We start from the raw sequence: 26,463 nt of genomic DNA, 5'->3' as shown, positions 1-26,463 counted from the left end.
GGTGATAAACAAGGTCCCTGTTGAGGAATATCCTTATATAAAGGAAAAGGTGGTGCCTTATTTAGAGGGTAAAGGGATAGAGGTTTTAGGGGTGTTTAAGAAGGATAAGTTGCTTGAGGCAGTAACCGTTAGGACTTTACTTGAGGTGGTTAACGGGGGTATTGTGTGTTGTGAGGACAAGCTTGATGAGTTTGTAGAGAACATCACGATAGGTGCGATGGACCCTGAGAATGCGATGAGGTATTTTTTAAGGATACCTAACAAGTTAGTGATAACAGGGGTGAACAGGACAGACATTCAGATTTTAGCTTTAGAGACTTCTACCAAGTGTTTACTTTTGACAGGAGGATTATATCCAAGCGAGATGGTGGTAAACATAGCTAAGACAAAAGGAGTGCCAGTTGTGGTGACCTCTCTTGATACCTTCTCAGCAGTTGAAAAAATACAGGCCTTAGTAGGCAAAGCCATCTTAAAAGAAAAAGGCAAAGCCCTAAGGGCTAAAGAGATGGTAGCCAAAGAGCTTAATTTAGAAAAATTTTTAAACTTAGTAAGAGGTTAGACAATATGGATGAGAGGTTGATTTTAGCCAAATGGATAGTGCCCTCGGCTTATGAACCTCCTATAAGGGAAGGTGGGGTTTTTATAAAGAAGGGGGTTATTTTAGATATAGGTAATAAGGAGCAACTCATTAATAAATATCCAAACATAGAAAGAGAAATATTTGAAAACGGTATTTTGATGCCGGGGTTGGTTAACGGGCACACCCATATTCCTATGAGTATCTTAAGAGGTTTAGCAGAGGACCTATCTTTGATGACCTGGTTAAACCAATATATTTTTCCTGTAGAAGCTAAATTAAAAAGAGAATGGGTTTATTGGGGAAGTTTACTTTCTCTCATAGAGATGATAAAGTCAGGGGTCACTCTTTTCTGTGATATGTATCTTTTTGAAGAAGAGGTGATAAAAGCCACGGAAGAATCTGGAATCAAAGGGTTACTTGGGGAAGGGCTTTTTGATTTTCCTTCTCCTAATTATGGTCCTTTAGTTAAAGGATTAGAACTTACAGAAAGTTTGTTAAAAAATTTTCAAAACCATCCTTTGATAAAAATATCGGTATGTCCTCACACTTTATATACTTGCTCTCCGGATACGGTCAAGTCTTGTCTCAAAATTTCTGAGAGATATGGAGCTAAACTTCACATCCATCTTTCTGAAAATCAAGAAGAGATAAAGCTGATAAGGGAGCGTTATGGTAAAAATCCTATAGAACTTCTGGCTGAAATAGGAGGGGTTAATGAAAATCTTATAGCTGTCCATGGGGTTAAGGTAACTCCTAAAGAAATAGAACTTATGTCTAAAGCTAAGTCCAGTTTTATCCATTGTCCAGAGAGTAATTTAAAGTTAGGTTCAGGGGTCGCCCCTATCCCTGAAATAATAAAAGCAGGTATAAACTTGGCTTTAGGTACTGATGGGCCTGCTAGTAATAACGACCTTGATATGTTTTCTGAAATGAGGACTGCTTGTTTAATCCAAAAAGGGATACATGAAGATCCAACTATTATTACCGCTAAAGAAATGTTCTACGCTGCTACCGAAGGAGGAAGTAAAGCCTTAGGTTTTTTTGATACAGGAAAACTTTCCATAGGTTATAAAGCAGATTTAGCTGTGATAGACCTCAGCAACCACTCTTTACAACCAGACTACAATCCTCTTGCCCTTATAGTCTATACAGCAAAGACAGGTTGTGTGTCTCACCTAATGGTTGATGGAAAATGGATCATGAAAAATTATCAAGTTTTGACTGTCGATGAAGAAAAGGTAAGAGAAGAGATAGAAAAAATAAAAAAAGAGGTTTTGAAGATAATTTCTTAGAAGATATAACTGAGGTATTTTTTCTCATTGAGGTCTTTTTCATCACTTATTTTTTTTATAAAACGTCAGCTTTTTGTGAATTTTTGATTATAAGAAGACAGGCATAAATCTTGTTATAAAAAGCATACTCCTATAAATTTAGGTTAGTGAAATTTTTAACAAAGCTATTTTAAATTTTGTTATGTTTGTAATATAAAATTTAATAAACCATAAAAAATTATTTTATAGGAAGGAGGGGCTTATGATAGAGATTGAAAAGATAAAAGTTAGAGATGTAATGACTACTCCAGTAGCTACTATTGATGGTAACGCTACGGTTAAAGAAGCAGCAGAGTTGATGATGAAAACTGGTTACAGAGGATTGGTAGTCGATAAGGTAGACGAAGAAGATGCTTACGGGATTATTACAGTTAAAGATATAGTTTATAAAGTTATAGCTAAAGGGTTACCTTTGGAAAAGGTTAGGGTTTTAGAGGTTATGACCAAACCATGTATTACCGTTCCTGATTATTATGATATAAAATATGCGGCTAAACTTATGGCGATGGCAAATGTAGTAAGGCTTCCGGTTACTTCAGGAGAAAAATTGGTAGGTATGATAACCTTAAGAGATATCATAAAACCTCATGTATAACAGAAAGATAATTTTTTAATATTTTGAAAAAAAACTTTAAAAAGGAGGTAGACATGGCGGAATTGACATCTTTGTTAAAAGAGGGGAGGATTTTCTATCCCCCTCAAGAAGGTAAGGACCAGGCTTACATTTCTTCTCGTTATAAATATAAACAGATTTATCAGTATTCTTTAGATGACCCTGATGAGTTTTGGGCTGAAAGGGCTAAAGAGTTGATTACTTGGTTTAAGTACTGGGATAGGACTTGTTATTGGGATTTTTACAAGCCAGAGATCAAGTTTTTTGAAGGTGGTAAGCTAAATGCTTGTTTTAATTGTGTAGACAGACATTTAGACAATCCAGCTATAAAAAATAAGGCTGCTATCATTTGGCAAGGAGAACCTGACAGAGACACTAAGGTTTATACCTATCATATGCTGCACAGTGAGATATGTAAGTTTGCTAAGATTTTAAAGAATTTAGGTGTAGAAAAAGGTGATAGGGTAACCATTTATCTTCCTACTATGCCAGAGGCTGTGGCAGCGATGTTGGCTTGTGCAAGAATAGGGGCTATCCATAGTGTAGTGTTTGGAGGTTTTTCCTCAGAAGCCCTTAAAGTTCGTATTCTTGATGCTCAGGCTAAGGTAGTTATCACTTGTGATGGCACTTATAGAGCTGGAAGAAGAATAACTCTTTTAGATAGGGCAGAAGAGGCTATAAGAGATTGTGCTTGTGTGGAATATTGTATTGTGTTAAATCGTTTTGGTGATCCTATAGAACTAAAAGATAACCGTTGTATCCTATATGACGACTTAAAAAAAGATTTAAGTGTAGCTGAGTATTGTGAATATGAAGTAATGGATGCTGAAGATCCTCTTTTTATTCTATATACCTCAGGTACTACAGGAAAACCTAAAGGAGTTTACCATACCACAGGTGGATACTTGGTATATGCCGCGCATACCACCCAGTGGGTTTTTGACCTAAAACCAGACGATATCTATTGGTGTACTGCTGATATAGGTTGGATTACCGGGCATTCCTATGTAGTTTACGGTCCTTTAGCTTTAGGAGCTACGGTTTTTATGTATGAGGGGGTTCCAACTTATCCAGATCCAGGAAGATGGTGGGAGTTGGTAGACCGTTATGGTGTAACTGTTCTATATACAGCTCCTACAGCGATAAGGGCGTTGATGAGAGAGGGAGATCAGTGGCCTAAGAAATACAATCTTTCGAGCTTAAGGATTTTAGGAACGGTGGGAGAACCTATAAACCCAGAGGCTTGGGTTTGGTTTTATGTTAATGTAGGACGTAAACGCTGTCCTGTAGTAGATACTTGGTGGCAAACCGAGACCGGTGGACATATGATAGCCCCTATACCCTTTGCAGTACCTCAGAAACCTGGTTCAGCTACTTATCCTTTACCTGGAATAGAGCCTATTATCCTAAGAGCTGATGGAACAGAGGCAGACATCAACGAGGGAGGTCATCTTTGTATCAAAAGAGCCTGGCCTGGTATGGCAAGAGGGGTTTGGGGGGATGAAAAAAGGTTTAAAGAGGTCTATTTTAGCAGGTTTCCAGGATATTATTACACCGGAGATGGTGCCAGAAAAGACGAAGACGGCTATTTCTGGATTATGGGAAGACTTGACGATGTCATTAATGTTTCTGGACACAGACTTGGTACGATGGAATTAGAGTCTGCTTTTGTAGAACACCCTGCAGTAGCAGAGGCTGCAGTTGTGGGATTCCCTCATGACATCAAAGGAGAAGGAATCTTTGCTTACATCGTACTTAAGGAAGGGTTTGAGCCTACCCCAGAACTTAAGAAAGAGTTAGTCTTTCATATCAGAAAAGTAATAGGTCCTATAGCAACTCCTGATTTCATACTTTTTGCCCCTGGATTACCTAAAACTCGAAGCGGAAAAATCATGAGAAGGATCTTAAGAAAGATAGCTGCCCAGCAGTTTGAAGATTTGGGAGATACCAGTACATTGGCAGAACCTGAGGTGGTAGAGAAACTGGTAGAGTCGAGAAAAAATTTAAAATAACCGGTTGATTTATTTTTGTTTTTGATTAAAAATAGACCTATAGGGGTAAGCCCTATAGGTCTATTTTTATTTTAGAAGGGGGGTTAATCGATGAAAAATTTTGAGTTTTATCTTCCTACAAAAGTTTTTTTCGGTAAAAAAGTTTTGAGACAATTTCCTAAAGAAGTTTCTGGTATAGGAAAAAAGGCTCTTTGGGTTTTTGGAAGAGGATCCATAATAAGAAATGGGGTTTATGACCAAGTTAAAGAGATTTTAAAAAAAGCTAAGATAGAATATATAGAATTTGGAGGAGTAAAGGCTAACCCTCTTTTATCTAAGGTCTTAGAGGGTATCAAGGTAGTCAAAGAAGAAAAGGTTGATTTCATCTTAGCTACCGGTGGCGGGAGTGTAATAGACACTGCCAAGGCTATTGCTTGTGGGGTTTTTGCAGAGGAAAAGATATGGGATTTTTATGAAAGAAAGGATTTTCCTAAACAGGCTCTTCCTATAGTAGCAGTGCCTACTATCGCTGGTACTGGTTCAGAGCTAAACAACATAAGCGTTATAGTAAACGATGAAACAAAGGTTAAACTTTCTATGAACTCTCCCTGGATTTTCCCTAAACTTACTTTTTTAGACCCTACCTTTACTTTTACTGTGCCCCCTGATTATACCGCTTATGGAGCTTTTGATGCCTTTTCTCATGTTTTTGAGGTTTTTATAAGTAGAGAGTATAAGAAAGACTGCCTTACAGAAGACTTTATGGTAGCTTTGATGAAAAACCTTATGAAGTGGTCTAAAGCTGCTATGTATGATCCTACTAATTATGAAGCCAGGGCTAATCTTATGTGGGCTTCTTCCTTAGCTTTATGCGGATTACCTAAGGCAGGTATGGGAAAATATAGGTTTTTTATCCATGCTTTAGAACATACTTTAAGCGGAGTATATGACCTTCCTCATGGATTGGGTTTAGCGGTCATAACTTATGCCTGGATGAAGGTTTATAAAAAAAACAAGCTTCTTCATAAATTTTTTGAAAAGGTTCTTAACATAAAAGTAGAAGATAAAATCTCTGTAGAGATGGGGATAGAAGTCTTTGAAAACTGGTTAAGGGACCTGAGACTTCTTTATACTTTAAAAGATTTAAAACTCCCTCAAGAAGATTTAGAGTACTTGATAGACAAGGCTTATCATATCCTAACCATATGGCAAGTAGCCGATGAGTATTCTAAAGAAGAGGTAAGTAAAGTATTTTATACAGCTTATTTTGGAGAGTCTAAACCATAAAAATAGGTATCTTTGAAATCGAAAGAGACTGAGAAAAGAAAGTTTATTTAGAAACTTTAAAACAAAACTTAGGAGAATCCTTAGGCAATTTGAAGCTCGTTTTTACCTTAGAACCTTTGGATAGTTTTACGGGTAATGCTTATTCAGATCTAAATGTGGCAGTGATTTACATTCGTTCTTTGGTTGACGAAAAAGTGCTAGATCAACTTTCTAACTTAAAACTTCTCATCACAAGAACCATAGGCACAAATCATATAGATATTTTGTCCTGTCAAAAAAGAGGTATAGTAGTAGCCAATTCTCCTTACTTTGCTTTTACCACCGTAGCAGAACATACTATCGGTCTTATTTTTACTTTGGCAAAAAGGATTTCTACGGCCATCTCAAAGGTTAAAAACTTAGATTTTTCAAGAGAAGGACTTTTGGGGTTAGACTTATTTGGTAAAACCATAGGGATTATAGGTACAGGTAACATAGGTAAAGAAGTTGCAAGGATAGCTTACGGAATAGGTATGAAAATTTTAGCGCATGACATAAAGCCTGACCTTCAGTTAAAAGAAAAATTTGGGGTAAGTTATGTTCTCTTTAGAGGAGTTGTTAAAACATTTTGATATAATAGTAGTTATGGTTCCATATTATTCTAAGACTCATCATATGATAAACCTTGAGAATATAAAATTAGTAAAAGATGAAGCTATGTTGATTAATACCGCCCGTGGGCCTATAGTAGATACAGAAGCTTTAATATGGGATTTACAAAATCGAAAACTACAAGGAGGGATTACTCTTGATGTATTTGAAGGAGAAAGGGTATTACTTGAAATGGAAAAAATTTTAGAGAATAGATTTTCAAATTCAAGATTATGAAAAAGCTTTGAAAACCCTTCATATTTTGAGTTATCCTCACGTTGCTTTTACCCCCCATACCTCACATTACACTAAAGATGCTCTACAAATAAACATAAATTGGGTAGCAGAAACCATAACTCAATTTGGTAAAAACAAATGCCTTTTAACCACTTATTCTTTTTATTTTTGAACTTTCCACTCAGAAATCAAAAAATCGTCTATCTGAAAGAATTTTTGGATTTTTAGTTTTAAGACCTTGGTAAGCGACTTAAACCCTTCTCCTCCTACAAAGGTAGGTACGTTTTCTCCACCAACTATTACTGGAAGATGAATGATTCTGATTTCATCTACATATCTATTTTTTACAAACTCCCAGTTTATAGAAGAGCCTCCTTCTACCATCAGTATTTTGATTCCTCTTTGATAAAGCTCTGGTAAAAGTACCCCAAAGTCTACCAACTCTTCCCCGACAACGATAACCTCAGCCCCAAGCTCTTCAAGTTTTTTGATTTTTTCTTTAGGAGCTCTTTTGGTAGTAGCAATGATGGTAGGAGCGTCTTTAGAAAAGATATTTGCGTTATAGGGAACGTTGGCGGTAGAGCAAGGAATGATTCTTATAGGATTTTTACCTTCTACATATCTAACAGTCAAACTCGGGTCATCTGTTCTTACTGTTTCGCAACCTACCATGATCCCGTCTACCTCAGCCCTTATGCCATGTAAATAGCGGTAAACTTCTTTGGTCATCAAACTCATTAGTTCTTTGCTTGAAGCTCCTCTATATAACGTAAGCTTTCCGTCTATCGTAACCTCAGATACTATTATCACATAAGGTCTATTCATCTTTTATCCCTCTAAAGTTTTGATATAGATATACCAGCCTTGTGATAAGAGAAAATAAAGTAAAAATAGTAATGAACTTTATACCAAACTCAAGTCCGATTTCATAAGAGGTAATTTTTTCTAAAAAGGTAAAGATTAATATGCTTAGATGAGTTTCAGGGCGACCAAAAAAACCGACGTTTTCTAAAGGATCTTGGATTTTTCCTTTTAGTTTTACCTGATATCCTATTTCAGCATATACCACAGGTTTGAGAAAGGAATGGAGCATAGAAGATACTATAGCTAATATCGTCCAAAAACCATCAGTATAGATATAGGCAATAGTACCTAATACTATACCATCTACCCACTTATCTGATATCCAATCAAAAACCGCTCCAAATTTAGTAGTATTACCAGAGAGTCTTGCTATTTCTCCATCTATAAGGTCTAAAAGGCCTGATAAAAGTAACAAAAAGGCAGCTGTCAATAAATATTCATAATAAAAACAAACACCAGCTATCGTCCCTGATACTAAAGAAAGAGAAGTAACAAAATTAGGAGAAAGATTGCCTTTGTAAAGTAGCAGACTTAATGGAAAATAAAACCTTCTAAAATAAGCCCTTTTTGAAGTAAGGTTCATGATTAATATTTTATTAGTATTTGTTTAAAAGTCAATAAAATAACGGCATTTGGAGGCTAAAAATAGATTGTTCTACCGAGGATAGACTCTTTCTTGAAAAGTATCTCTTTTTCAGAATTAAATTTTTTATGTAAAAAATAACGTGGTATTTTAACTTTAAAAAAATAAATAGATGATTTAAAATGTCAGGACTAATCATAGCAGAAAAACAAATTTTAAAACAACAGATAAACAATATTGACAAAACCTGTTTTTAAGATATCTTTTAAGGTGAAAAATTTCTGGAAAGAGGGATTTTCGTGTTTGCGGTGATCAAGACTGGTGGAAAGCAATATGTAGTAAAACCTGGTGATAAAATCAAAGTAGAAAAAGTCGAAGCTAATGTAGGAGATACTGTAGAAATTTCAGAGGTTCTTTTAGTTAATAAAGATGGAGAAATAAAACTGGGGACCCCCTTAGTCGAAGGAGTGAAGGTCATTGCTTCTGTGGTAGAACATTCTAAAGGACCGAAAGTAATCGTTTTTAAGAAAAAGCCAAAAAAGGGTTATAAAAGAAAAAGAGGGCATAGACAGCTTATAACTACATTAGAAATTAAGGAAATTTTGTAATAGGGGGAAGGATAAATGGCTCATAAGAAGGCAGGAGGATCTTCAAGAAACGGAAGAGATTCTAACTCTAAACGTTTAGGTGTTAAAAGGTATGGCGGTCAGTTTGTAAAAGCAGGTGAAATCATCGTTAGGCAAAGAGGTACCAAGGTTCATCCTGGTTTTAACGTGGGAGTTGGCAAAGACTACACCATTTTTGCAAAGATAAATGGATTTGTTAAGTTTGAAACAAGAAACGGAAGAAAAGTAGTCAGCGTTTATCCCAGTTTATAACCCAAAATTTTAAAGGTCAGTAGTATCTTTAGTACTGACTTTTTTATTTTTACTTGCTTGTTTCTTGTCAATTTTAAAAATTCGTTTAAAATTTCTTTGTGGTTTATTTAATTTTTATCTCTATATTAAGCTATATTTTAGGGTCTATTCCTTTTGCCTTAGTGGTATGTTTGCCCTTTGGAGTAGACCCAAGAAAAGAAGGTAGTAAAAATCCTGGGGCTACTAACGTTGCCAGACTTTTAGGTAAAAAATGGGGTTTTATAACCTTTTTAGGAGATGCCTCTAAGGGTGTTTTAGCTCTTTTAATAGCCTTTTTTTTAAGCTCAAAAACACCGTATTCACAGGAATTAATCCTTTCTTTAGCTGGTTTTTTTGCTGTAGTAGGCCATCTTTTCTCTGTTTTCTTGGGTTTTAAGGGGGGAAAGGGGGTGGCTACTACCATAGGTGTTTTTCTATTTCTTGCACCTAAAGCTATTTTAGTAAGTTTGTTAACCTTTTTAGCAGGTGTAGCTTTGACAGGTTTTGTTTCTGTAGGATCTTTATTGGCAACATTTTTCTTGCCTATAAACCTTTTTATTTTTAACTATCCTACCGAATATATAATATGTGCAACCTTTTTGGGTATTTTAATCTGGTATAAGCATAAAGAGAACATAAAGAGGATTTTAAGAGGAGAAGAAAAATCCTGGAAAAAAGAGCCACATGGATAAGGATAAATTAAAAAAAGAAGGAGTTAATCTGGAAGGGTTTGATTTTAGAGTATCTGACGATGAATTGATGTTTTTTTGGGCTGAACCACCTACTGAAGAGAATTCAAAGAAGTTTAAAGAAGCTTGGCCTCAGGTAAAATCGAAACTTATAGAAGAAGGTATCTTTGGGGTGCTTGAAGAACCAGAGATCTTAGATAATAGATTGATAGTGGCAAAAGGAGTACCTATCACTCCTTTTGTACCAGAAAAAATAGAACTTTTGGAAAAATTTGCTAAGGTTATTTTTTTTCAAGACGAACCTTTGGATTTACAGGATAAAGGAGAGAGAAAAGATATAAGAGAAATTCACAGAAAGATAGTGTGTGCCGAAGAAAACGAAGTAGTTGGAAAATGGTATCCTCCTATTCCTGGTTTAGATGGGGTTAATGTGTTTGGAGAAACCCTTCAGGCTCCTCAACCTTCCTCTCAATCTCAGATTCAGTTAGGAGAAAATTTATTTATAGATGAAGAAAAATCTATCAGAGCTAAACAGGCAGGGGTTGTGGTTTACCATCAAAATACCATCGATATTCTCCCTGAGTATGAAATAAAGGGAGATGTAGATTTTTCTGTAGGAAACATAGATTTTATAGGTAAAAAGTTGATTATAAAAGGAGATGTAAAGTTTGGTTTTAAGGTTAGGGTCAGAGGGGACTTAGAAGTTTATGGAGGGACAGAAAACAAGGTTTTGATAGAGGTAGAAGGAAACTTTTTGTGCGATGGGATCATAAGAGGAGAAGAAACCAGGGTTAAAGTAAAGGGTAGAGCAGAGGTTAAAGGGGTTGAGCATGCTAAATTGGAGGTTTTAGGAGATCTGATAGTTAAAAACTACCTTATTTTTTCCGAAATCTCTGTTTCTGGAAAGATAGAGGTTAATGCAGGTAAAGGGATCATCTATGGAGGGGTGATTAAAGCTTCGGATGTTATAGAAGCTAAAATCTTGGGAAATGAAACCAATACTTCTACCAAAATTTTAGCCGGATACCAACCTGATTTGATAGATGACTATCTAAAAAAGCTACAACATTCTATACTTTTAGAAGAGACGCTAAACAAACTTAAAGTGGGCATTGAGTTAGGAGAAAGGCTTAAAAAAGAAAAAAACTTATCCCCGGAAAAACAAAAGATTTTCGAAAAGATCCAAAAACAGTACGAACTTTATTCTAAAGAGTTAGAAGAGCTTTTACAACAACTAAAAACCATTAAAAAAGAACTTTCTTTTTATCAGTCTAAGTTTATTAAAGTTCAAGAAAGGGTTTATCCAGGGGTTATGCTAGGGATTGCTGATGTGTTTTATACAGTTGTTGAGGAGATACCTGGACCGATAATTTTTAGTTTAGAAAATGGTAAGATCAATATCCAGAAAAGTTAAAGCAAAATGATAAAAGACTGGGATGAGTTTTCAGAAAGTTTAAGCATAGAAATTAAAAAAGAAATAGCTGAAAACTATTTTAGAGAAAAAGTTTATTTAGAAGAAAAATGGAACCTTTTCAAAGAGGAATGCGACCAACTAAAAAAACTATATAAGAGAGTTTTTAACAACAGTTGGCGGATTTTTTTTTTATTAAATAAGGATGAGACTTTAGTTTATGAATTTGAAAAAGTTACTGCCTTTCCTTTGAGCGAAGTTTGTATTTTAAGTAAGGAAATTTTCTTTAAAGAATTCAATCAGCCTGAAGAAAATCTAAAAAAAAAGCTTTTTGCTAATGTAACCTCTTGTTTTGCTCTAACCACCAAAAGTAAGTTTGTAAAGCTTTTTTTTACTGTGTATAAAAGGTTTAATAGGGTTTTAGAGGAGTATTTATTAAAATTAGAGAACCTTAAAAAGTTTTATCAAGAGTTAAAAGAAGAAACCAAAAACTTTTATAAAAAATTTGATTTAAGTTATATTTTAAGTTTTTTTAACAGACTTTCTGGAGAAGGATTAGAAATTGGTGCTATAGAAGACAAAGAAAAAGTCTGGTCTTCTCTTTCTGAGGCTTTAAAAATAGAGACACCTCCTCCCTTGGATTTAATTTTTAAAGAATTTAAACCTCTTCCCGAGTTGGGAAAGGTTTATCAACAACTTTCATTACTTGCTAAAAAGGCCTACGAGCTTTATCCTGAAAACACTAAGGATATCCTTAGATATGTTTATTAACACCATCAAACAGACTATCGAAAAGTTTAAGCTTTTACAAAAAGGAGACCGGGTGCTTCTTGCTATCTCTGGTGGGCTTGATTCTGTAGCCCTTTTAGAAGTTTTTTATATCTTCAAAAAGGAGTACCAACTTTCTCTGTTTGTGTCTCATTATGACCATAAAATAAGAAAGAATTCTCATCAAGATGCGATGTTTGTTTATCAGTTTTGCAAACAAAAGGGAATTCCTTTTTTTTATACAGCTTCTCCTGTGTCTCTTTATGCCAAGCGTGAAAAGCTTAGTTTAGAAATGGCAGGAAGAGAATTAAGATACAGATTGTGGTATTTTTTAGCCAAAAAGTATGATTTTCAAAAAGTAGCCTTGGCTCACCATTTAGACGACTTGGCAGAAGAAATTTTTTTAAAAATCATAAAAGGTACTGGTAAAAGAGGTCTTGCAGGAATACCTATAAAACGAGAAGATCTTATCATAAGACCCTTTTTATTTGTAAGTAAAGAAGAAATAAAAAACTTTGCTCAAGAGAGAGGACTTAGATGGGTTGAAGACCCAACCAACGATGATTTAAGGTTTTTAAGAAACCGAGTAAGGCATCTTTTAATCCCATATTTAGAACAAACCTTTAACAAAAACATTAAACAAAATCTTAAAAAAGTTGCGTTAATCATAGCAGAAGAAGAGGAGCTTATCGAGGATCTTGCTAAAAAGCATTATGAAAAATTAAAAGTGTTTGAGGGAAACACACTGCGTTTAAAATTTCATGAACTTAAAAATCTTTCTCCTACTTTAAGGAAGAGAATATATTTTTTGGTTTTTCAAGAGGTAGGTCTTCCCTTGTTTAGGATTACTTTTACCCATCTTGAAAGTTTAGAACGTTTGGTTACCCAGAATATAAAAGGTCCTGTATATCTTCCCGGAGACTATATAGCCTATCGTGGTCCAGGTTATTTAGCTTTTTCTAAAAAAAGCCCTACTCTTCCTTATTTTGAAATAGAAATAACGGCCGAAGGGGAGTACTTACTTCCAACTCAAGAGATTTTAAAAGTTTATAAGATGAAATCTTTAGAGGAGGTAAAGGAAACACCTTTGATGATGTGTTTTTCAGCTGAGCAACTTACTTTTCCTTTTAAGGTTAGAAACAGAAAGCCTGGAGATAGAGTGTTTATCCCTGGTTTAGGACATAAAAAGATAAAAAAGTTTTTTCAAGAAAAGGGTGTAGCCCATCATCTTAGAGATCAGGTTTTAATCGTAGAACATAAAGAAAAAATCATAGCTATATGGAAGATATACGTTGACCTAGAATATAAGATAAAAGAAAATCAAGAGGCATTGGTGTTGGAGGTCTATTCTTTAAGATGATAGACAAGTTAAAGTTTAAAAAAGAGGGTTTGTGGTTTGGAGATTTTCTTTTATATCTAAGTCAAGATGAAATGATGATATATTTGCCTGTAAAACCTTCAGAAAGGGTTCTTCTTAAAGATTTTATCAAAAACTGGGAAACAATAAAAGAAGAATTGAAAAAAGCAAACATTTTTGGAGTTTTAGAGGAGCCAGAACTTGTAGACGATAAACTGATAGTAGTAAAAGGAATACTTCCCAAACCACCCATTCCGGAAAAGTTAGAATTTTTAGAAAAGTTTGCCCCTTTATTGTCAGAGCCTAAGGCTGAAAAACTCGAATTAGATACTCAAGATTTGAGAGAAACACCTAAAAGACTTATTTGTGTTGAACCAAATGAAATCATAGCAAAATGGATTCCTCCTATTCCAGGTATACCAGGCATTAACGTTTTAGGGGAACCTATACCCTCTCCTGAGATAAAAGAATCTTCCAAGATTATCTTAGGGGAAAATCTTTTTATCGACGAAGAAGGATGGGTTAAGGCTAAAACAAGCGGAGTGGTGGTTTTACAAGGTAATAAACTTGAAATTTTGACAGAGTATACCATCGAAGGTGATGTAGATTTTTCTGTAGGTAACATAAGGTTTGTAGGTAAAAAATTAACCATCAAAGGAGATGTAAAATTTGGTTTTAAGGTTAGGGTTAAGGGAGACTTAGAGCTTTATGGAGGGACAGAAAACAAGGTTTTGATAGAGGTAGAAGGGAATTTTCTGTGTGATGGGATCCTAAGAGGGGAAGAAACCAAGGTTAAGGTAAAAGGTAGAGCTGAGATTAAAGGGATTGAGCATGCAAGTTTAGAAGTAGACGGAGATCTTTTGGTTAAAAATTATATGATTTTTGTTAAGGCTACAGTTTCAGGAGATTGTTTAGCTACTATAGGTAAAGGTTTAATTTATGGTACAGAAATGAAGTGTGGTGGTAACGTAGAGGTTAAAATTTTAGGCAACCAAAGCCAGACCTTTACTAAGGTTTATGCAGGATATAAGATTGATTTGATCACTGAGTATTTTGAGATACTCCAAAAAAGTATTATTTATGAAGAAACCTTAAATAAATTAAAAACAGGGATTGAAATAGGGAAAAAGCTTATAAAGGAGGGTAGGGTTACTCCTGAAAAAGAAACCATAATCAAAAGACTTTTTGAACAGTATGAGCTTTACGACAGAGAATTGAAAAAACTATTAGAAAGGTTAAAAGAACTGAAAAAAAATCTTGGTGTATTTAAACAAAAAACCGTAAAAGTTTTAGAAAAGGTCTATCCAGGGGTTATCATCGGTATAGCTGACCAACAAAAAATAATCTCAGAAGAGATAAAAGGTCCTTTAGTTTTCTTTTATGAGGAAGGTAGTATCGATTGTAAAAAGATTTAAAAAAGTATTTTAAAAATTTTAGCTTATTTTTATGTATGCTTATAGTTTCAGATAAAAAAGTTGAAAAAATTAAAAAAAATAAAAAAAATCCTTTTTTAAACCTAAAAAGAAGGCTAAAAGAAAGGTTTACTTTTTAAAACAAGGATTGACTTTTCTTAAGATAAAGGTATAAATTTAGTTTAAAATTCCTTTTAGAGGGCCTTAGATTGTCTGAAGAGCTAATAAGATTTTTAGAAGATAACCAAGAGAAGGTTTTTAAAAAGTGGAAATCTGTTTTTTTAAGTTCTTTAGGAGAGGAGGCTCAGAAGTTTTTTAACAGAGAAGTTGATCCCTTTCAAAATCCTTTTGGTCATAGGATAGAAGAAACCTTTCAAGGTTTGGTAAGGCTTGTGTTGGGTGAGTTTAACTGGGAAGAAGCTAATTATTATTTAAAAAGGCTTGTGCAATTGCTGGCTGTCCAAGAACAAGTTCCTTCAAAAGCTTTAAATTTATTCATTCAGCTCAAGGGTATTATAAGAGAAGAAATGGGAGAAGAATTTTTAAAAAGGTTTGGTGTAGAAGAATTCTTAAGGTTAGAAGATAAGATAAATGCCCTTCTTGTCAAAGGATTTGATTATTTTTATGAATATAGAGAAAGGTTAAATCAGATCAAATATGATGAATGGAAAAGGAATCATTTTTTATTGTTAAAAAGAGCAGGGTTAGTTTACGATCCTATGGAAGGAATGCCTCAAATTGAGGCAGAAGACAAAATAAACCAATAAGAGAGGGAGAGAGGTATGAACGTAGGCTGGAGTTTTTTGATTTTTTTAGTCTTACTTCTTATCCCCTGGGTTGGAGTAGGGGTTTTAGGTTTGCAAGGATTGTTTGCTATAGTAATTCCTTATGTATGTTTTTTGGTTTTTGTGATAGGCCTTATTTACAGGATATTAAACTGGGCTAAGTCTCCTCAGCCATTTAAAATCCCTACTACTTGTGGTCAACAAAAGAGTTTGCCCTGGATAAAGTATAGTCGTTTAGAATCTCCTTTTAACACCTTTGAGGTAGTTTTAAGAATGGTTTTAGAAGTATTGTTCTTTAGGAGCTTGTTTAGAAATCTCAGGGCTGACCTTCAGGGAAAAAAGCTTATTTATGGGTCTGCTAAGTGGTTGTGGTTAGGGGCTATTCTTTTTCATTGGTCCTTTTTGATCATTCTTATAAGACATCTTAGGTTGTTTACGAACCCTGTTCCTTCGGTAATTCAATTTTTGGACTATATGGATAGTTTTATTCATAGTTTTGGTGTTCCTCCAGTTTATATTACCGATATTTTAATTATTGCAGGTCTTTCCTTTTTGCTTCTCAGAAGATTGGTAGACGCTAAGGTTTCTTATATTTCTCATGGTTCAGATTATTTTCCGTTATTTCTTATTTTAGGTATAGTAATAACTGGTGTTTTGATGAGGTATAACTTAAAGGTTGATGTATATGCCATCAAACAGTTAACCTTAGGGTTGGCTACTTTTAAACCAGTTGTGCCTGAAGTGAAAATAGGAACGATCTTTTATGTGCATCTTTTCTTAGTTTCAGTTTTAGCTGCTTATTTTCCATTTAGTAAGCTTGCCCATATGATAGGGGTGTTCTTTAGCCCCACACGTAATATGCCCAATAACAACCGTGCTGATATGCATGTTAATCCTTGGAACTATCCGGTTAAACATTTAACCTATGCAGAATGGCAGGAAAGGTTTAGAGAACCTATGGAAAACGCCGGAATTCCTATAGACGAAGAAGCAGAAAAAGAGGAGCATGAATGGTATACCATTTATGGTCCTAATAAAAATTTAAACCTATAAACTAAAGGAGGTAAGAATGAGCCTTCCCAAGCCTGACGAATTAATATCTGATGTAAAATTGCACAGTACTCCAGCTAAAGATTGGATGGAGATAAAACCTGAATTGAAGAAAGGTTATTATCTAAGTATTGTAGAGCCTAAATATTTAGAAGAGTTAGACCTTAACCACATGGGGAAATGGCAGCCTTATGATGAGAAATGGCCCTTGCCTGATGGTTGGCAAGAAACGGTGAAGGAAGAACTTCAAAGAAGGATGAGAATGAATCGTGCTTTTAAGCTGTTTATGGATATATGTGTAAGATGTGGAGCTTGTGCCGATAAATGTCACTTTTTCCTTGGTACAGGAGATCCTAAGAACATGCCGGTTTTAAGGGCTGAGTTGGTCAGGTCTGTTATAAAAGGTGAGTTTAGTACTTTTGGAAAGTTATTTGGAAGGTTAGCTGGAGCTAGGAAATTAGATGAAGATGTAATAAAAGAATGGTTTTATTATTTTTATCAGTGTACAGAATGTAGAAGATGTTCGGTTTTCTGTCCTTATGGGATTGATACCGCAGAGATAACCATGATGATGAGAGAGATCTTGCTTGAGCTTGGAATTGGTACAGATTGGGGAATTAAGCCTGTTCATAACAGTTATTATATAGGTAACCATGTAGGTGTACCTCCTCAATCTTTTAGAGAAAACTTGGAGTTTTTGGTTTGGGAGTTTGAAGAGATTACGGGAATTAAGATTGATTTAGACAAGTATATAAACAGAAAAGGTGCTGAAATCATGTTTGTTCCCCTATCAGGGGACTATTTTGCTGAGCCAGGTATTTATACTATGTTAGGTTATCTTGTTCTTTTCCATTATTTAGACCTAGATGTTACGATGAGCCCTTTTGCTACTGAGGGTGGAAACTTCGGCTTTTTCAATTCTTTAGAAATGGCTAAGAGACTACATTCAAAAATATATGATGAAGCTAAAAGGCTTAAGGTTAAATGGTTGATGGGTGGAGAATGTGGGCACAAGTGGAGGATTTGGCATCAATACCATAATACTTTCTTTGGTCCATTAGATTTCTTAGAGGTTCCTAAATCACCTATCACTGGAACAGTTTTTGAGCATGCTAAATCTAACAAAATCATTCACATAGTTGAGTTTACCGCTGACTTGATCGCTCACGGAAAATTAAAATTAGATCCATCAAGAAACGACCACTTAGTAGTTACTTTCCACGACTCTTGTAACACTTCAAGAGGTATGGGAATTTTTGAGGAACCAAGGTTTGTCTTAAAGCATGTATGTAATAATTTTGTAGAAATGCCAGAAAATACCATTCGTGAAAAGACCTTCTGTTGTGGAAGTGGATCTGGACTTAATGCTGGAGAAAACATGGAAATCAGGATGAGAGGTGGTTTACCAAGGGCTAACGCAGTAGAATATGTCCATAAAGAATATGGGGTCAATCATCTTGCCTGTATTTGTGCTATAGATAGAGCTGCTTTACCCACTCTTTTACAATATTGGGTTCCTGGAGTTGAGGTAGGAGGTCTTCATGAGTTGGTTGCCAATGCCTTAGTGTTTGAAGGAGAGAGGTCAAGGGATGTAGATTTGAGGAGAAGGCCATTAAAAACTCCTGTAAAAGGCGTAGATTAAATCTTCCTAAGGAGGAAATGGTATGTATAATGCTGGAAAGGTGATAGTTTTTATAGTAGTTCTTATCGTATTTTTTACGATACCTATGTGGTTAAATTTTGGAAGGGTAGAGGCTATTCCTCAACCAGAGCTGCCTAAAGACAAGGCTAAATGTATTGAATCTAAGGAATACATGAGAGCCTATCATATGAAACTTTTAGATGATTGGAGGAAACAAGCCATTCGTGAAAACAAACATGTATATGTTGCTAAAGATGGAGAAAAATATTTTATTAATTTACAAAAAACTTGTATGAAGTGCCATAACAACAAAGAAAAGTTTTGTGATAGTTGTCATAATTTTGTAGTAACACACCCAGATTGTTGGAGTTGTCACATTGCACCGGAGGTGGCAGAAAAATGGCAATAAAAAGAAGAGACCTTTTAAAATTAGGTGGTTTAACTTTAATAGGTACAGCAGCTTCAGCTGCTGTAGGGGGTGTTTATACAAAGCCTCAAGAGGCTTTGAAAGGTAGTCGATGGGCTTTAGCGATTGACGTGGTTAAATGTAAGGAGAACCGAGCTACCTGTGGTTTGAAATGTGTAGAGGTATGTCATTCTTTACATAATGTTCCCAGCATCCCTGATAAGAAAAAAGAAATTAAGTGGATCTGGGAGGAGAAGTTTGAACATGCTTTTCCTGAGCATGAAGCTAATCATTATTTAAACGAAAAACTTCATGATACACCTTTCTTGCTTTTATGTAACCATTGTGATAACCCACCATGTGTTAGAGTCTGTCCTACCAAGGCAACTTTTAAGAGAGAAGATGGTATTGTAATGATGGACTATCACAGATGTATAGGTTGTCGTTTTTGTATGGCTGCCTGTCCTTATGGGGCAAGGTCGTTTAACTGGATAGATCCAAGACCTTTTATTGCTAAGGTAAATCCTGAATATCCTAGTCGTATGAAAGGTGTAGTAGAAAAATGTACTTTTTGTTATGAAAGGATAGCTGAAGGTAAAATACCTGCTTGCGTAGAAGCCTGTCCTGCCAAGGCAATCGTTTTTGGAGATCTTAAAAATCCAAACGATGAGATTAACAAGATATTAAAAGAACGTTTAGCTGTTAGAAGAAAGGAGGAATTGACTACCTATCCTTCGGTTTTTTATTTGATCGGATAGAAAATTTTAAACAGAGAGGGGTAGAAATATGATAGAAAAGGCATTAACAGGAAGTAAAAAGTATTGGTTATGGCTTGCCTTTTTAGGCACCCTTATTTTTATAGGGTTTTTATGCTATCTGCTCCAGTGGAAGATTGGTTTAGGTATCACTGGTATGAGTAGAGATGTTTCCTGGGGATTTTATATTGCCAACTTTACCTTTTTGGTTGGTGTAGCAGCTTCAGCTGTCATGGTAGTTCTTCCCTACTACTGGCATAACTATAAAGATTTTGGAAAGATTACAGTTTTAGGAGAGTTTTTAGCCATTTCAGCGGTTTTGATGTGTATGCTTTTTATTTTTGTAGACCTTGGTCAACCAAATAGAGTTTTAAATGTTTTAAGATATCCTACCCCGAACTCGGTTTTCTTCTTTGACGCTTGTGTTCTCTCTGGATATCTTATTTTAAACCTTCTCTGTGGATGGACGGTTTTGCATGCTGAATATAAAGGAACAAAATATCCTTCCTGGTTAAAGCCTTTTATTTACTTAGCTATTCTTTGGGCTCCAAGTATCCATATTGTAACCGCTTTTATATACCAAGGTATACCTGGAAGACACTTTTGGTTAACAGCAATCATGGCTCCCAGATTTTTAGCTTCTGCGTTTTCTGCCGGTCCAGCGTTAATCATCATATTAGCTTTGTTGCTAAAGAGGGTTGCTAATTTTGACGCAGGACAAAAGGCAATACAGACTTTGGCTAAGATAGTAACCTATGCCTTTGTTTTAAATTTACTCTTCTTCTTCTTTGAAGTCTTTACAGCTTTTTACAGTGGTATCCATTCCCATCAAGCCCCTATTAAATATTTGTTTACTGGATTAAAGGGACATGCTGAGTGGGTGCCTTTTATGTGGGCTTCTTATATTCTTGCTTTTATAGCATTAATCCTTTTAGTGATTCCAGCTACGAGAAAGAATGAAACTACATTAGCCGTTGCTTGTTTAAGTGTTTTTATAGCAGCTTGGATAGACAAAGGTATTGGTCTGATTACCGGAGGATATACTCCTACTCCATTTGAAACCATAACTCCTTATCGTCCTACATTACCTGAAATAGGTATCGCTATCGGTATTTGGGCCTTAGGGTTTTTTGTTTTAACCATTCTTTATAAGATAGCCTTAGGGGTCAAAGAAGCTAAGGAGTTAAGGGTTAAATATCAAGGGGTATTGATTAAAAAGTAGAAAGGAATGAGATTTAAAATATAAAAGGGAAGAAGTTACTCTAAACTTCTTCCCTTTTAATTTTTTTTAATCTATGATATATTCCCTGTATGAATAAAGAGTTCAACGTTCCCAGGTTTTTAGTTTCTTCTCACAAAGGTGGTTCTGGTAAAACGTTGTTAACCATTGGTCTTATCTATGTTTTTCGGGATTTGGGATTAAAGGTAGCAGGGTTTAAAAAAGGTCCTGACTACATCGATGCAGGTTGGTTGTCTAAAGTCTCTGGGGTAGTCTGTAGAAATTTAGACCCTTTTTTATTTAAAGAAGAAGATGTTTTAAAGTCTTTTTATCAGGGAGCTAAACAAAGTGACCTTGTGATAATAGAGGGGAATAGAGGGCTTTTTGACGGATTAGACGTTTATGGAAGTTATAGTACTGCCAAGTTAGCTCAAGTTTTAAAAACCCCTGTAGTTTTAGTGCTTGATTGTACCAAGGTTACCAGAAGTTTAGCCCCTTTGGTTAAGGGATTTTTAAACTTTGAACAAGGTGTGGAAATCAAGGGGGTTGTTTTAAACAAGATAGCCAGACCCAGGCACGAAGATATCATAAGAAAGTCTATAGAATATTATACAGGAGTAAAGGTTTTAGGAGCTTTACCTAAACTGAAAAATTTACCTCCTGAAAGGCATTTAGGGTTGGTTACCTCTTTTGAATATCAACAGGAACTCTTTTTGAATGAACTTTCTCAAGCGATTAAGCAGAATTTTGATTTAGAAAAATTTTTGACCATGGCTAAGGATGTTCCTTCTCTTGAGTTATCCCTTTCATCTCAAGATTCAACAGAAAATAAAAATAAATTAAATGGGATTAAAATCGGTGTTTTTTGGGATAAGGCTTTTCAATTTTACTATCCAGAAAATTTAGAAAGTTTTCAAAACCTTGGAGCAGAAATTAAGTTGATAAACGCTTTTGAAGATAAATCTCTTGAAGATATAGACGGGCTTTATTTAGGAGGAGGGTTCCCTGAGGTTCAGGCAGAAGCTCTTTCGGAGAATAAAGCCTTGATGAAAGAGGTGAAAGAGGCAGTTTTAGAAGGGATGCCGGTTTATGCTGAATGTGGTGGTTTAATGTATTTAGGAAAAAAGATAATTTGGAAAAATAAGGAATATCCAATGTCAGAAGTATTACCGATAATTTTTAAGGTAGAACCGACCCCTCAAGGACATGGATACGTAGTTGCCAAGGTAAAAGAGAAAAATCCTTATTTTGACGTAGGGCTTTCTATAAAGGGACATGAATTTCATTATTCAAAACCTGTAGATTTTGAACTTAATCAAGATGTTAAGTTTGTCTTTGACTTGGAAAAAGGAGTAGGGTTTAAAGAAAAAAAAGATGGTATTTTATTTAAAAATTTACTGGCAGCCTATACACATATTCATGTTTTTAGTGTAAAATGTTGGACAGAGAAGTTTTTAAAAAAAGCCAAAGAGTTTAACCTACAAAAATCATCATAAAAGGAGGTGCAACATGTTTGAAATTACCGTGAATTATGACACTTGTGATGGTTGTGGGACCTGCATTGAATCTTGTCCTGCTCAGGTTTATGACAAAGGAGATGATGGGAAACCTGTCATTTCAAGAGCAGAGGATTGTCTTGGTTGCATGACCTGTGTGGAGGTATGCCCAACAGGTTCTATCACTGTTAAAGAAATTTAGTTGTTTTAGACTGTTTCCCTCTGAGGGCTTTAAAGCCCCAGAGGGAACTTTTCTTTCAGTTTTTCAAAAACTATCTTAGGAACTAAATCTTCTACTTTTCCACCTAATCTTGCAGCCTCCTTTACTATAGAAGAGCTTAAAAAGATCCATTTAAGGCTTGATAAAAGGAAAATGGTGTCAATGCTGTTAGAAAGTTTCCTGTTCATCAAGGCTAATTGCATTTCATATTCAAAATCAGAAACTGCCCTTAGACCTCTGATAATGGCACATGCGTTTTTAGCTTTAGCAAACTCTACCAACAATCCAGAAAAGGTTTCCACTTCTACTCGATGTCCTTCTGGAAGTTCTTTGACTGCTTCCTCCACCATCATCAACCTCTCTTCTATAGAAAAAAGGGGTTTTTTGGCTGGATTTTCACCTATTGCCACAATTACCTTGTCAAAAAGCTTTAAAGCCCTGTTTATTATGTCTAAGTGTCCATTGGTAATAGGGTCAAAAGTTCCAGGATAAATAACTACCTTAGGACAACTCATCAATGCCTCCTTTTTTTGACTTTTAAATGTGTTGGGTGTTTACTCTTTAATTGGAATATAAAATATTTTGAGAACAGCTGAACCGTCTTTTTGACCTATTCCAAAAAGTCCTTCTAAAATTTCTACATAACCTGTCTTCTCACCATCTACTATCCTTAAGATAGGGCCTATTTCCTGTACTTTTCTAGTTTTATATCTTTCATATCTATAAAGACCCCATAGTATCTTAAAAATAACATATTCTTCTTTTTTGTAGTATTCCATCAGTTTTAAAAGTGGACCATAGTTTCTTTCTAACCCTTCGTCAAAAATAGGTAAAATCGTTGGAAAATACCAGATTTTGACCTCAGGTGAACCTTGAGAAATAGTATGAAAAAGAGGCCAGATCTTAAACTCTCTGGCAACTGTTTGGTTACCTTCCCACGTTTTTTGAGCTTTAGAAAGAATTAAGAAACGATGTATCTCTTCATGATAGTTTTTTCCTTTATAAGATATGTAAGTTTTTTGATAAAAATAGAGAGGCCATAAAACAAAAGAATCAAAGGTGTCTTCTTTTTTGACATAACCGTACAAAGGCCAAAAACGTTTTCCTTCTATTTCTTTACCTTGAATTTTTCTGAAAAATGGCCATGGTGCATCTAACTGAGAGTATGAGTTGTCTGGGGTGGTGATTTTTTGAAAAAATGGCCAAAGTATTATCTTTTTTTTGAAGTCCTCGTTTTTTTCGCGAATATAAAAAGGAAAGATTATCAGTTTTTCTGAAGAATCTTCTTCTGAAGAATGGATGGTTTCTTTTATATAAAAAGGCCATAGGATAAACTTGCGTTCCTGTTCCTCTTCTCTGAAGTTTCCATAAAAAGGCCAGATTTTAAAGCCTTGGTAAAGAGCTCGGTTTTTTTCTTGGTTAGCAGATACAGTTCTTATAAAAGGCCATAGGATGTTGTAGGCTGTATATTCTTCATATTTAGTTTTACTGTAAAGAGGCCATATAAAGAAGGTTATTTCTTCAGCACCAAACCGATTTTTGATTTTTCCATAAAAAGGAAAAAAGCCTCCATAGGTTTCGTTCGAAGCGGTTTTACCCGTAAAAAAAGGGAAAAAAGTAAATTGTCTTTCTTCGGGCTCTTCTGGAGAGTGCTTATACCAAGTTTTGTTGATTATAGGAACTATTTTTAAGGTAGAACTTTGGGAATCAGACTGATAAATTCCTAAAGGAGATATAAAAAAGATCTTTTTACCTTCTGATGTGACAACTTTAGAAGTAATAGGTCTTATAGAAGTAGCATTTTCTTTAGAAAAAGATGTTTTTTGATATAAGGGACCTAAGGCTTCAACCCTGGTAGAATTTAGTTCATAATTTTGGGAAAAGAAAAAAATCGGCCAAAGATTAAACCGTTTTTCCTGGGAGTCTTTATAGGCATAAAGATGAGAATATATAGACAAAAAAATAAGTATTAAAAAAAATGTCTTTAATATTTTAGACATGATTTTAAAATTATAAAAAAATTTTTGAAAAATGTCAATAATTTTTAGATAAAGCCTCTAAAATTTTATTAAAAATACAATTTTTTGTTTTTTTTGAGTTTGACAAATTTGTTAAAAAGATTATCTAATAATTGTTAGATATCAATTGGAGGCAAAACTGTGCCTTTTTTAGAATGGAATGATAATTTTCTTACAGGTATTAAAGAGATTGATCAACAACATAAAAAGATGTTTAACATGGTTAATGCTTTATATGAGGCGGTAAGACTTAAGGTAGACAAAAAACTTTTGATAAATTCGATAAATACGCTTAAAAACTACTTTGAAACCCATTTTAAATTTGAGGAAGAAATTTTAGAAAGGTATGGTTATCCTGAAATAGAGAAGCATAAAGAGGAACACGAAGGTTTTGAAAGATCTTTTAAAGAGTTAATCGATCAGGAAGAAATTAATTTTTCTGAGGTTTTAAAACATTTGAAAAATTGGTGGGTTAACCATCTTTTGGTTCATGATAAAAAATATGGAAATTTTTTAGCTGGAAAGATAAATAGTCAATAAAAGGGGAGGTTTGACATGTCTTCTCAAGGTTGGTTCAGCAATTTAAATAAAAAATTAGAGTTACATCAAAAGATTATTCCTATTATTGTAGTTTGTTTTTCTGTGTTGATAATTTTAACCATCATCGTTACTTCTTATGCTAACTATTTTTTTGGTTTAAAACATGCTAAACAATCTTTAAAAGAAAAATATGAAATAGTATCTAATGCAATCATTAAACATGGACCGCTTCTTGATAAAATGGTAGGGGATAAAAGGCAAAACTATAAAATTATTAGAGAAGAATTTTTAAGACAACAACCTAATGTTAGGATTATAAGAAACGAAAAAATAGACGAGTTATATGGCAAAGAATCTCCTCAATACTATGCGAAAGATGAGTTAGAAAGAAAGGTCTTAAAAGAAGGAAATGAGGTAATAGTAAGGGAAGGTTTTGAGTTGAGAGGAGTTTTTCCGATTAAGTCTAACATAGAGTGTTTAAGATGTCATTATAATGTAGGAGAAAAAGAAGTAATAGGAGTTATAAGTATTGTTGTTCCTGTAGAGTATATATTTTCTGAAACTAAACTGGTAACACTGGTATATATATTTTTAGGTTTAGGAGGTATTATAACTGCAGCATTAGCTGTATATTTTACCTATATAAAAATAGCCCATCAGCCTTTGGAGTCTGTAGTAAGAGTTTTGGATAAAATAGCAGAGGGAGACCTTACGGTTGAAGTTCCAACAGCTTTCAAAGAAAGAGAGGACATGATAGGAAGATTGTCTAAAGCAGTAGAAAAAGTGTTAGAGTATATGAAAAACTTTACTTCTAAAACCCTTGATTATTCAGTAAAATTGGTAGACCAGGTGGATAACGTTTTTAGATTGGTAGACAACGTTAATGAGAAAATCAAGTTCCAGAATTTGCAGGTAGCACAGACCTCTATAATATCTGAGGATTTTGCTTTGACTGTGGGTTCTATTTCAAGGAACACCAGTGCTATCAATAACATTGCTAAAGAAATATTAACCCAGATAGAAAAGTTAAAACATGTAGAGAGTCAAGAACAACCAGAGATTTTAGTAAAGATATTAGGGTTGCTTGAAGGCTTAAATGCTAAGATATTAGAAATAGCAGAAGATTTAGACAAAGGTCTTAAAACCTCTGAAAGTATTAACGAGGCTTTTGAAGAAATTACCCAAGTTTCAAACGAGATCAGTCAACTTATGGATAAGATGAGCGAGAATGCTTATGAAACCTTGCTTATTTCTTCTTATATGAAAACCATAGCTTCTACAGTAAAAACCAAGAAGATGGAAGAAATGTTGTTTGAACTTTTCGAAAAGGATATAGACCGCTATATGTTACGTTTGCAGGCTCATATAAAAGGTATAGATAGACTTGACCCAGAAAGATGGGGAGATTATCAGGCCTTTCCTATCGGAAAGTGGTATTATTCTGAAGAAGGTCAAAGGTTAAGACAGATGGTGCAAGATTTTGACTTTGATGAGTTTGAAAGTCTTTTGAAAAACCTTCATAATGTAGGTAAAGACCTTATTGTTGCTCATAATCAGGAAGATTCTATAAAGGTAGAAAAATTACAGGTTCAGCTTAGAGGTATAGCAAGAAGACTAAAGCTTCTTTTAGAGGAGTTGAGAGAGCATTACTCTAAAATAAAAACTTTATAGAATAAAGAGGTA

The 26,463-nt window shown here is 34.7% G+C and carries 28 protein-coding genes and 1 pseudogene; 25 read left to right on the top strand and 4 right to left on the bottom strand.

Translation table 11 applies throughout. From position 1 onward, the window contains the following. The 8 genes and pseudogenes from G580_RS10790 to G580_RS11165 all read left to right on the top strand — a co-directional run. The coding region (locus G580_RS10790; RefSeq protein WP_038042010.1) for a DRTGG domain-containing protein at positions 1–559 on the top strand (559 nt) is incomplete at its 5' end. Positions 560–564: 5 nt separating this feature from the next. Then, positions 565–1,872: an amidohydrolase family protein gene (locus tag G580_RS0109095; protein WP_028841877.1), complete on the top strand. Its 1,308-nt coding sequence runs from the start codon at positions 565–567 to the stop codon at positions 1,870–1,872. A 241-nt stretch (positions 1,873–2,113) separates the two neighbouring features. Continuing rightward, complete coding sequence (locus G580_RS10785) at positions 2,114–2,506, top strand: CBS domain-containing protein (protein WP_051173338.1); 393 nt, start codon at positions 2,114–2,116, stop codon at positions 2,504–2,506. Positions 2,507–2,559: 53 nt separating this feature from the next. Next, positions 2,560–4,536: an acetate--CoA ligase gene (gene acs / locus G580_RS0109085; RefSeq protein WP_028841876.1), complete on the top strand. Its 1,977-nt coding sequence runs from the start codon at positions 2,560–2,562 to the stop codon at positions 4,534–4,536. A gap of 90 nt (positions 4,537–4,626) precedes the next feature. Then, positions 4,627–5,802 carry an iron-containing alcohol dehydrogenase gene (locus G580_RS10780; protein WP_051173337.1) on the top strand — a complete coding sequence of 392 codons (1,176 nt, stop codon included), beginning with the start codon at positions 4,627–4,629 and terminating at the stop codon, positions 5,800–5,802. 71 nt (positions 5,803–5,873) lie between these two features. Beyond that, positions 5,874–6,182, top strand: a pseudogene (locus tag G580_RS11895) (hydroxyacid dehydrogenase); the annotation flags it as partial. After that, on the top strand, positions 6,159–6,413 hold the full coding sequence (locus G580_RS11890) for an NAD(P)-dependent oxidoreductase (protein ID WP_281168598.1): 255 nt from the start codon (positions 6,159–6,161) through the stop codon (positions 6,411–6,413). The pseudogene G580_RS11895 and the gene G580_RS11890, both read left to right, overlap by 24 nt. After that, entirely contained in the window at positions 6,379–6,669 is a 291-nt protein-coding gene (locus tag G580_RS11165) for an NAD(P)-dependent oxidoreductase (RefSeq protein WP_051173335.1), read from the top strand. Before G580_RS11890 ends, G580_RS11165 begins: the two co-directional genes overlap by 35 nt. 162 nt (positions 6,670–6,831) lie before the next feature. Here the strand turns inward: G580_RS11165 and G580_RS0109070 are convergent, their stop codons facing one another. Together G580_RS0109070 and G580_RS0109065 are read right to left on the bottom strand one after the other, a co-directional pair. Continuing rightward, a complete protein-coding gene (locus G580_RS0109070; protein WP_028841875.1) occupies positions 6,832–7,494 on the bottom strand; it encodes a 2,5-diamino-6-(ribosylamino)-4(3H)-pyrimidinone 5'-phosphate reductase in 663 nt (220 codons plus the stop codon). Continuing rightward, complete coding sequence (locus tag G580_RS0109065; protein ID WP_028841874.1) at positions 7,487–8,116, bottom strand: CDP-alcohol phosphatidyltransferase family protein; 630 nt, start codon at positions 8,114–8,116, stop codon at positions 7,487–7,489. Before G580_RS0109065 ends, G580_RS0109070 begins: the two co-directional genes overlap by 8 nt. 299 nt (positions 8,117–8,415) lie before the next feature. Here G580_RS0109065 and rplU point away from each other — a divergent pair, with 299 nt between their 5' ends. From rplU to G580_RS0108985, 15 genes are all read left to right on the top strand, one after another. Beyond that, positions 8,416–8,724 (top strand): 50S ribosomal protein L21, encoded by a 309-nt coding sequence (gene rplU, locus G580_RS0109060; RefSeq protein WP_022855061.1) that lies wholly within the window; start codon positions 8,416–8,418, stop codon positions 8,722–8,724. 15 nt (positions 8,725–8,739) lie between these two features. Beyond that, complete coding sequence (gene rpmA / locus G580_RS0109055) at positions 8,740–8,994, top strand: 50S ribosomal protein L27 (RefSeq protein ID WP_028841873.1); 255 nt, start codon at positions 8,740–8,742, stop codon at positions 8,992–8,994. 98 nt (positions 8,995–9,092) lie between these two features. Continuing rightward, positions 9,093–9,704, top strand: a complete 612-nt coding sequence (plsY, locus tag G580_RS0109050) for a glycerol-3-phosphate 1-O-acyltransferase PlsY (protein WP_028841872.1) — start codon at positions 9,093–9,095, stop codon at positions 9,702–9,704. Then, a complete protein-coding gene (locus G580_RS0109045; protein WP_028841871.1) occupies positions 9,697–11,115 on the top strand; it encodes a flagellar assembly protein A in 1,419 nt (472 codons plus the stop codon). Before plsY ends, G580_RS0109045 begins: the two co-directional genes overlap by 8 nt. Before the next feature lie 6 nt (positions 11,116–11,121). Further along, a complete protein-coding gene (locus G580_RS0109040; protein ID WP_028841870.1) occupies positions 11,122–11,883 on the top strand; it encodes a hypothetical protein in 762 nt (253 codons plus the stop codon). Continuing rightward, complete coding sequence (tilS, locus tag G580_RS0109035; RefSeq protein WP_028841869.1) at positions 11,873–13,240, top strand: tRNA lysidine(34) synthetase TilS; 1,368 nt, start codon at positions 11,873–11,875, stop codon at positions 13,238–13,240. Before G580_RS0109040 ends, tilS begins: the two co-directional genes overlap by 11 nt. Continuing rightward, positions 13,237–14,652 (top strand): FapA family protein, encoded by a 1,416-nt coding sequence (locus G580_RS0109030; protein WP_028841868.1) that lies wholly within the window; start codon positions 13,237–13,239, stop codon positions 14,650–14,652. Before tilS ends, G580_RS0109030 begins: the two co-directional genes overlap by 4 nt. A gap of 206 nt (positions 14,653–14,858) precedes the next feature. Continuing rightward, positions 14,859–15,416, top strand: coding sequence for an RsbRD N-terminal domain-containing protein (locus tag G580_RS0109020; protein WP_028841867.1), 558 nt, complete (start codon positions 14,859–14,861; stop codon positions 15,414–15,416). 15 nt (positions 15,417–15,431) lie between these two features. Further along, positions 15,432–16,487: a sulfate reduction electron transfer complex DsrMKJOP subunit DsrM gene (gene dsrM / locus G580_RS0109015; RefSeq protein ID WP_028841866.1), complete on the top strand. Its 1,056-nt coding sequence runs from the start codon at positions 15,432–15,434 to the stop codon at positions 16,485–16,487. A 16-nt stretch (positions 16,488–16,503) separates the two neighbouring features. Further along, on the top strand, positions 16,504–18,126 hold the full coding sequence (gene dsrK, locus G580_RS0109010; RefSeq protein WP_028841865.1) for a sulfate reduction electron transfer complex DsrMKJOP subunit DsrK: 1,623 nt from the start codon (positions 16,504–16,506) through the stop codon (positions 18,124–18,126). Positions 18,127–18,148: 22 nt separating this feature from the next. Next, complete coding sequence (gene dsrJ / locus G580_RS0109005) at positions 18,149–18,535, top strand: sulfate reduction electron transfer complex DsrMKJOP subunit DsrJ (RefSeq protein WP_028841864.1); 387 nt, start codon at positions 18,149–18,151, stop codon at positions 18,533–18,535. Then, positions 18,526–19,290, top strand: a complete 765-nt coding sequence (gene dsrO, locus G580_RS0109000; protein ID WP_028841863.1) for a sulfate reduction electron transfer complex DsrMKJOP subunit DsrO — start codon at positions 18,526–18,528, stop codon at positions 19,288–19,290. The genes dsrJ and dsrO overlap by 10 nt, the downstream gene beginning before the upstream one ends. 28 nt (positions 19,291–19,318) lie before the next feature. Beyond that, positions 19,319–20,509 carry a sulfate reduction electron transfer complex DsrMKJOP subunit DsrP gene (dsrP, locus tag G580_RS0108995; protein WP_028841862.1) on the top strand — a complete coding sequence of 397 codons (1,191 nt, stop codon included), beginning with the start codon at positions 19,319–19,321 and terminating at the stop codon, positions 20,507–20,509. A gap of 89 nt (positions 20,510–20,598) precedes the next feature. Then, a complete protein-coding gene (locus tag G580_RS0108990; RefSeq protein WP_028841861.1) occupies positions 20,599–22,002 on the top strand; it encodes a cobyrinic acid a,c-diamide synthase CobB in 1,404 nt (467 codons plus the stop codon). A 13-nt stretch (positions 22,003–22,015) separates the two neighbouring features. Beyond that, positions 22,016–22,204: a 4Fe-4S dicluster domain-containing protein gene (locus G580_RS0108985; RefSeq protein ID WP_028841860.1), complete on the top strand. Its 189-nt coding sequence runs from the start codon at positions 22,016–22,018 to the stop codon at positions 22,202–22,204. A gap of 29 nt (positions 22,205–22,233) precedes the next feature. On the opposite strand, the gene coaD is transcribed toward G580_RS0108985, so the two are convergent. Together coaD and G580_RS0108975 are read right to left on the bottom strand one after the other, a co-directional pair. Beyond that, positions 22,234–22,737 carry a pantetheine-phosphate adenylyltransferase gene (coaD, locus tag G580_RS0108980; RefSeq protein WP_028841859.1) on the bottom strand — a complete coding sequence of 168 codons (504 nt, stop codon included), beginning with the start codon at positions 22,735–22,737 and terminating at the stop codon, positions 22,234–22,236. A gap of 39 nt (positions 22,738–22,776) precedes the next feature. Beyond that, the gene (locus G580_RS0108975; RefSeq protein ID WP_156874821.1) at positions 22,777–24,180 is read right to left on the bottom strand and encodes a hypothetical protein; all 1,404 of its coding nucleotides are present in this window, start codon (positions 24,178–24,180) and stop codon (positions 22,777–22,779) included. A gap of 201 nt (positions 24,181–24,381) precedes the next feature. On the opposite strand from G580_RS0108975, the gene G580_RS0108970 reads away from it, so the two are divergent. Both G580_RS0108970 and G580_RS0108965 read left to right on the top strand, forming a co-directional pair. Then, the gene (locus tag G580_RS0108970) at positions 24,382–24,780 is read left to right on the top strand and encodes a bacteriohemerythrin (RefSeq protein WP_028841857.1); all 399 of its coding nucleotides are present in this window, start codon (positions 24,382–24,384) and stop codon (positions 24,778–24,780) included. 15 nt (positions 24,781–24,795) lie between these two features. After that, positions 24,796–26,451, top strand: a complete 1,656-nt coding sequence (locus G580_RS0108965; RefSeq protein WP_028841856.1) for a hypothetical protein — start codon at positions 24,796–24,798, stop codon at positions 26,449–26,451. Positions 26,452–26,463: the final 12 nt, after the last annotated feature.

This window comes from Thermodesulfobacterium hveragerdense DSM 12571 (assembly GCF_000423845.1).
Lineage (GTDB): Bacteria > Desulfobacterota > Thermodesulfobacteria > Thermodesulfobacteriales > Thermodesulfobacteriaceae > Thermodesulfobacterium > Thermodesulfobacterium hveragerdense.
Note: the sequence above shows the minus strand (reverse complement) of the source record. Positions and strands in the feature narration are given on the sequence as shown.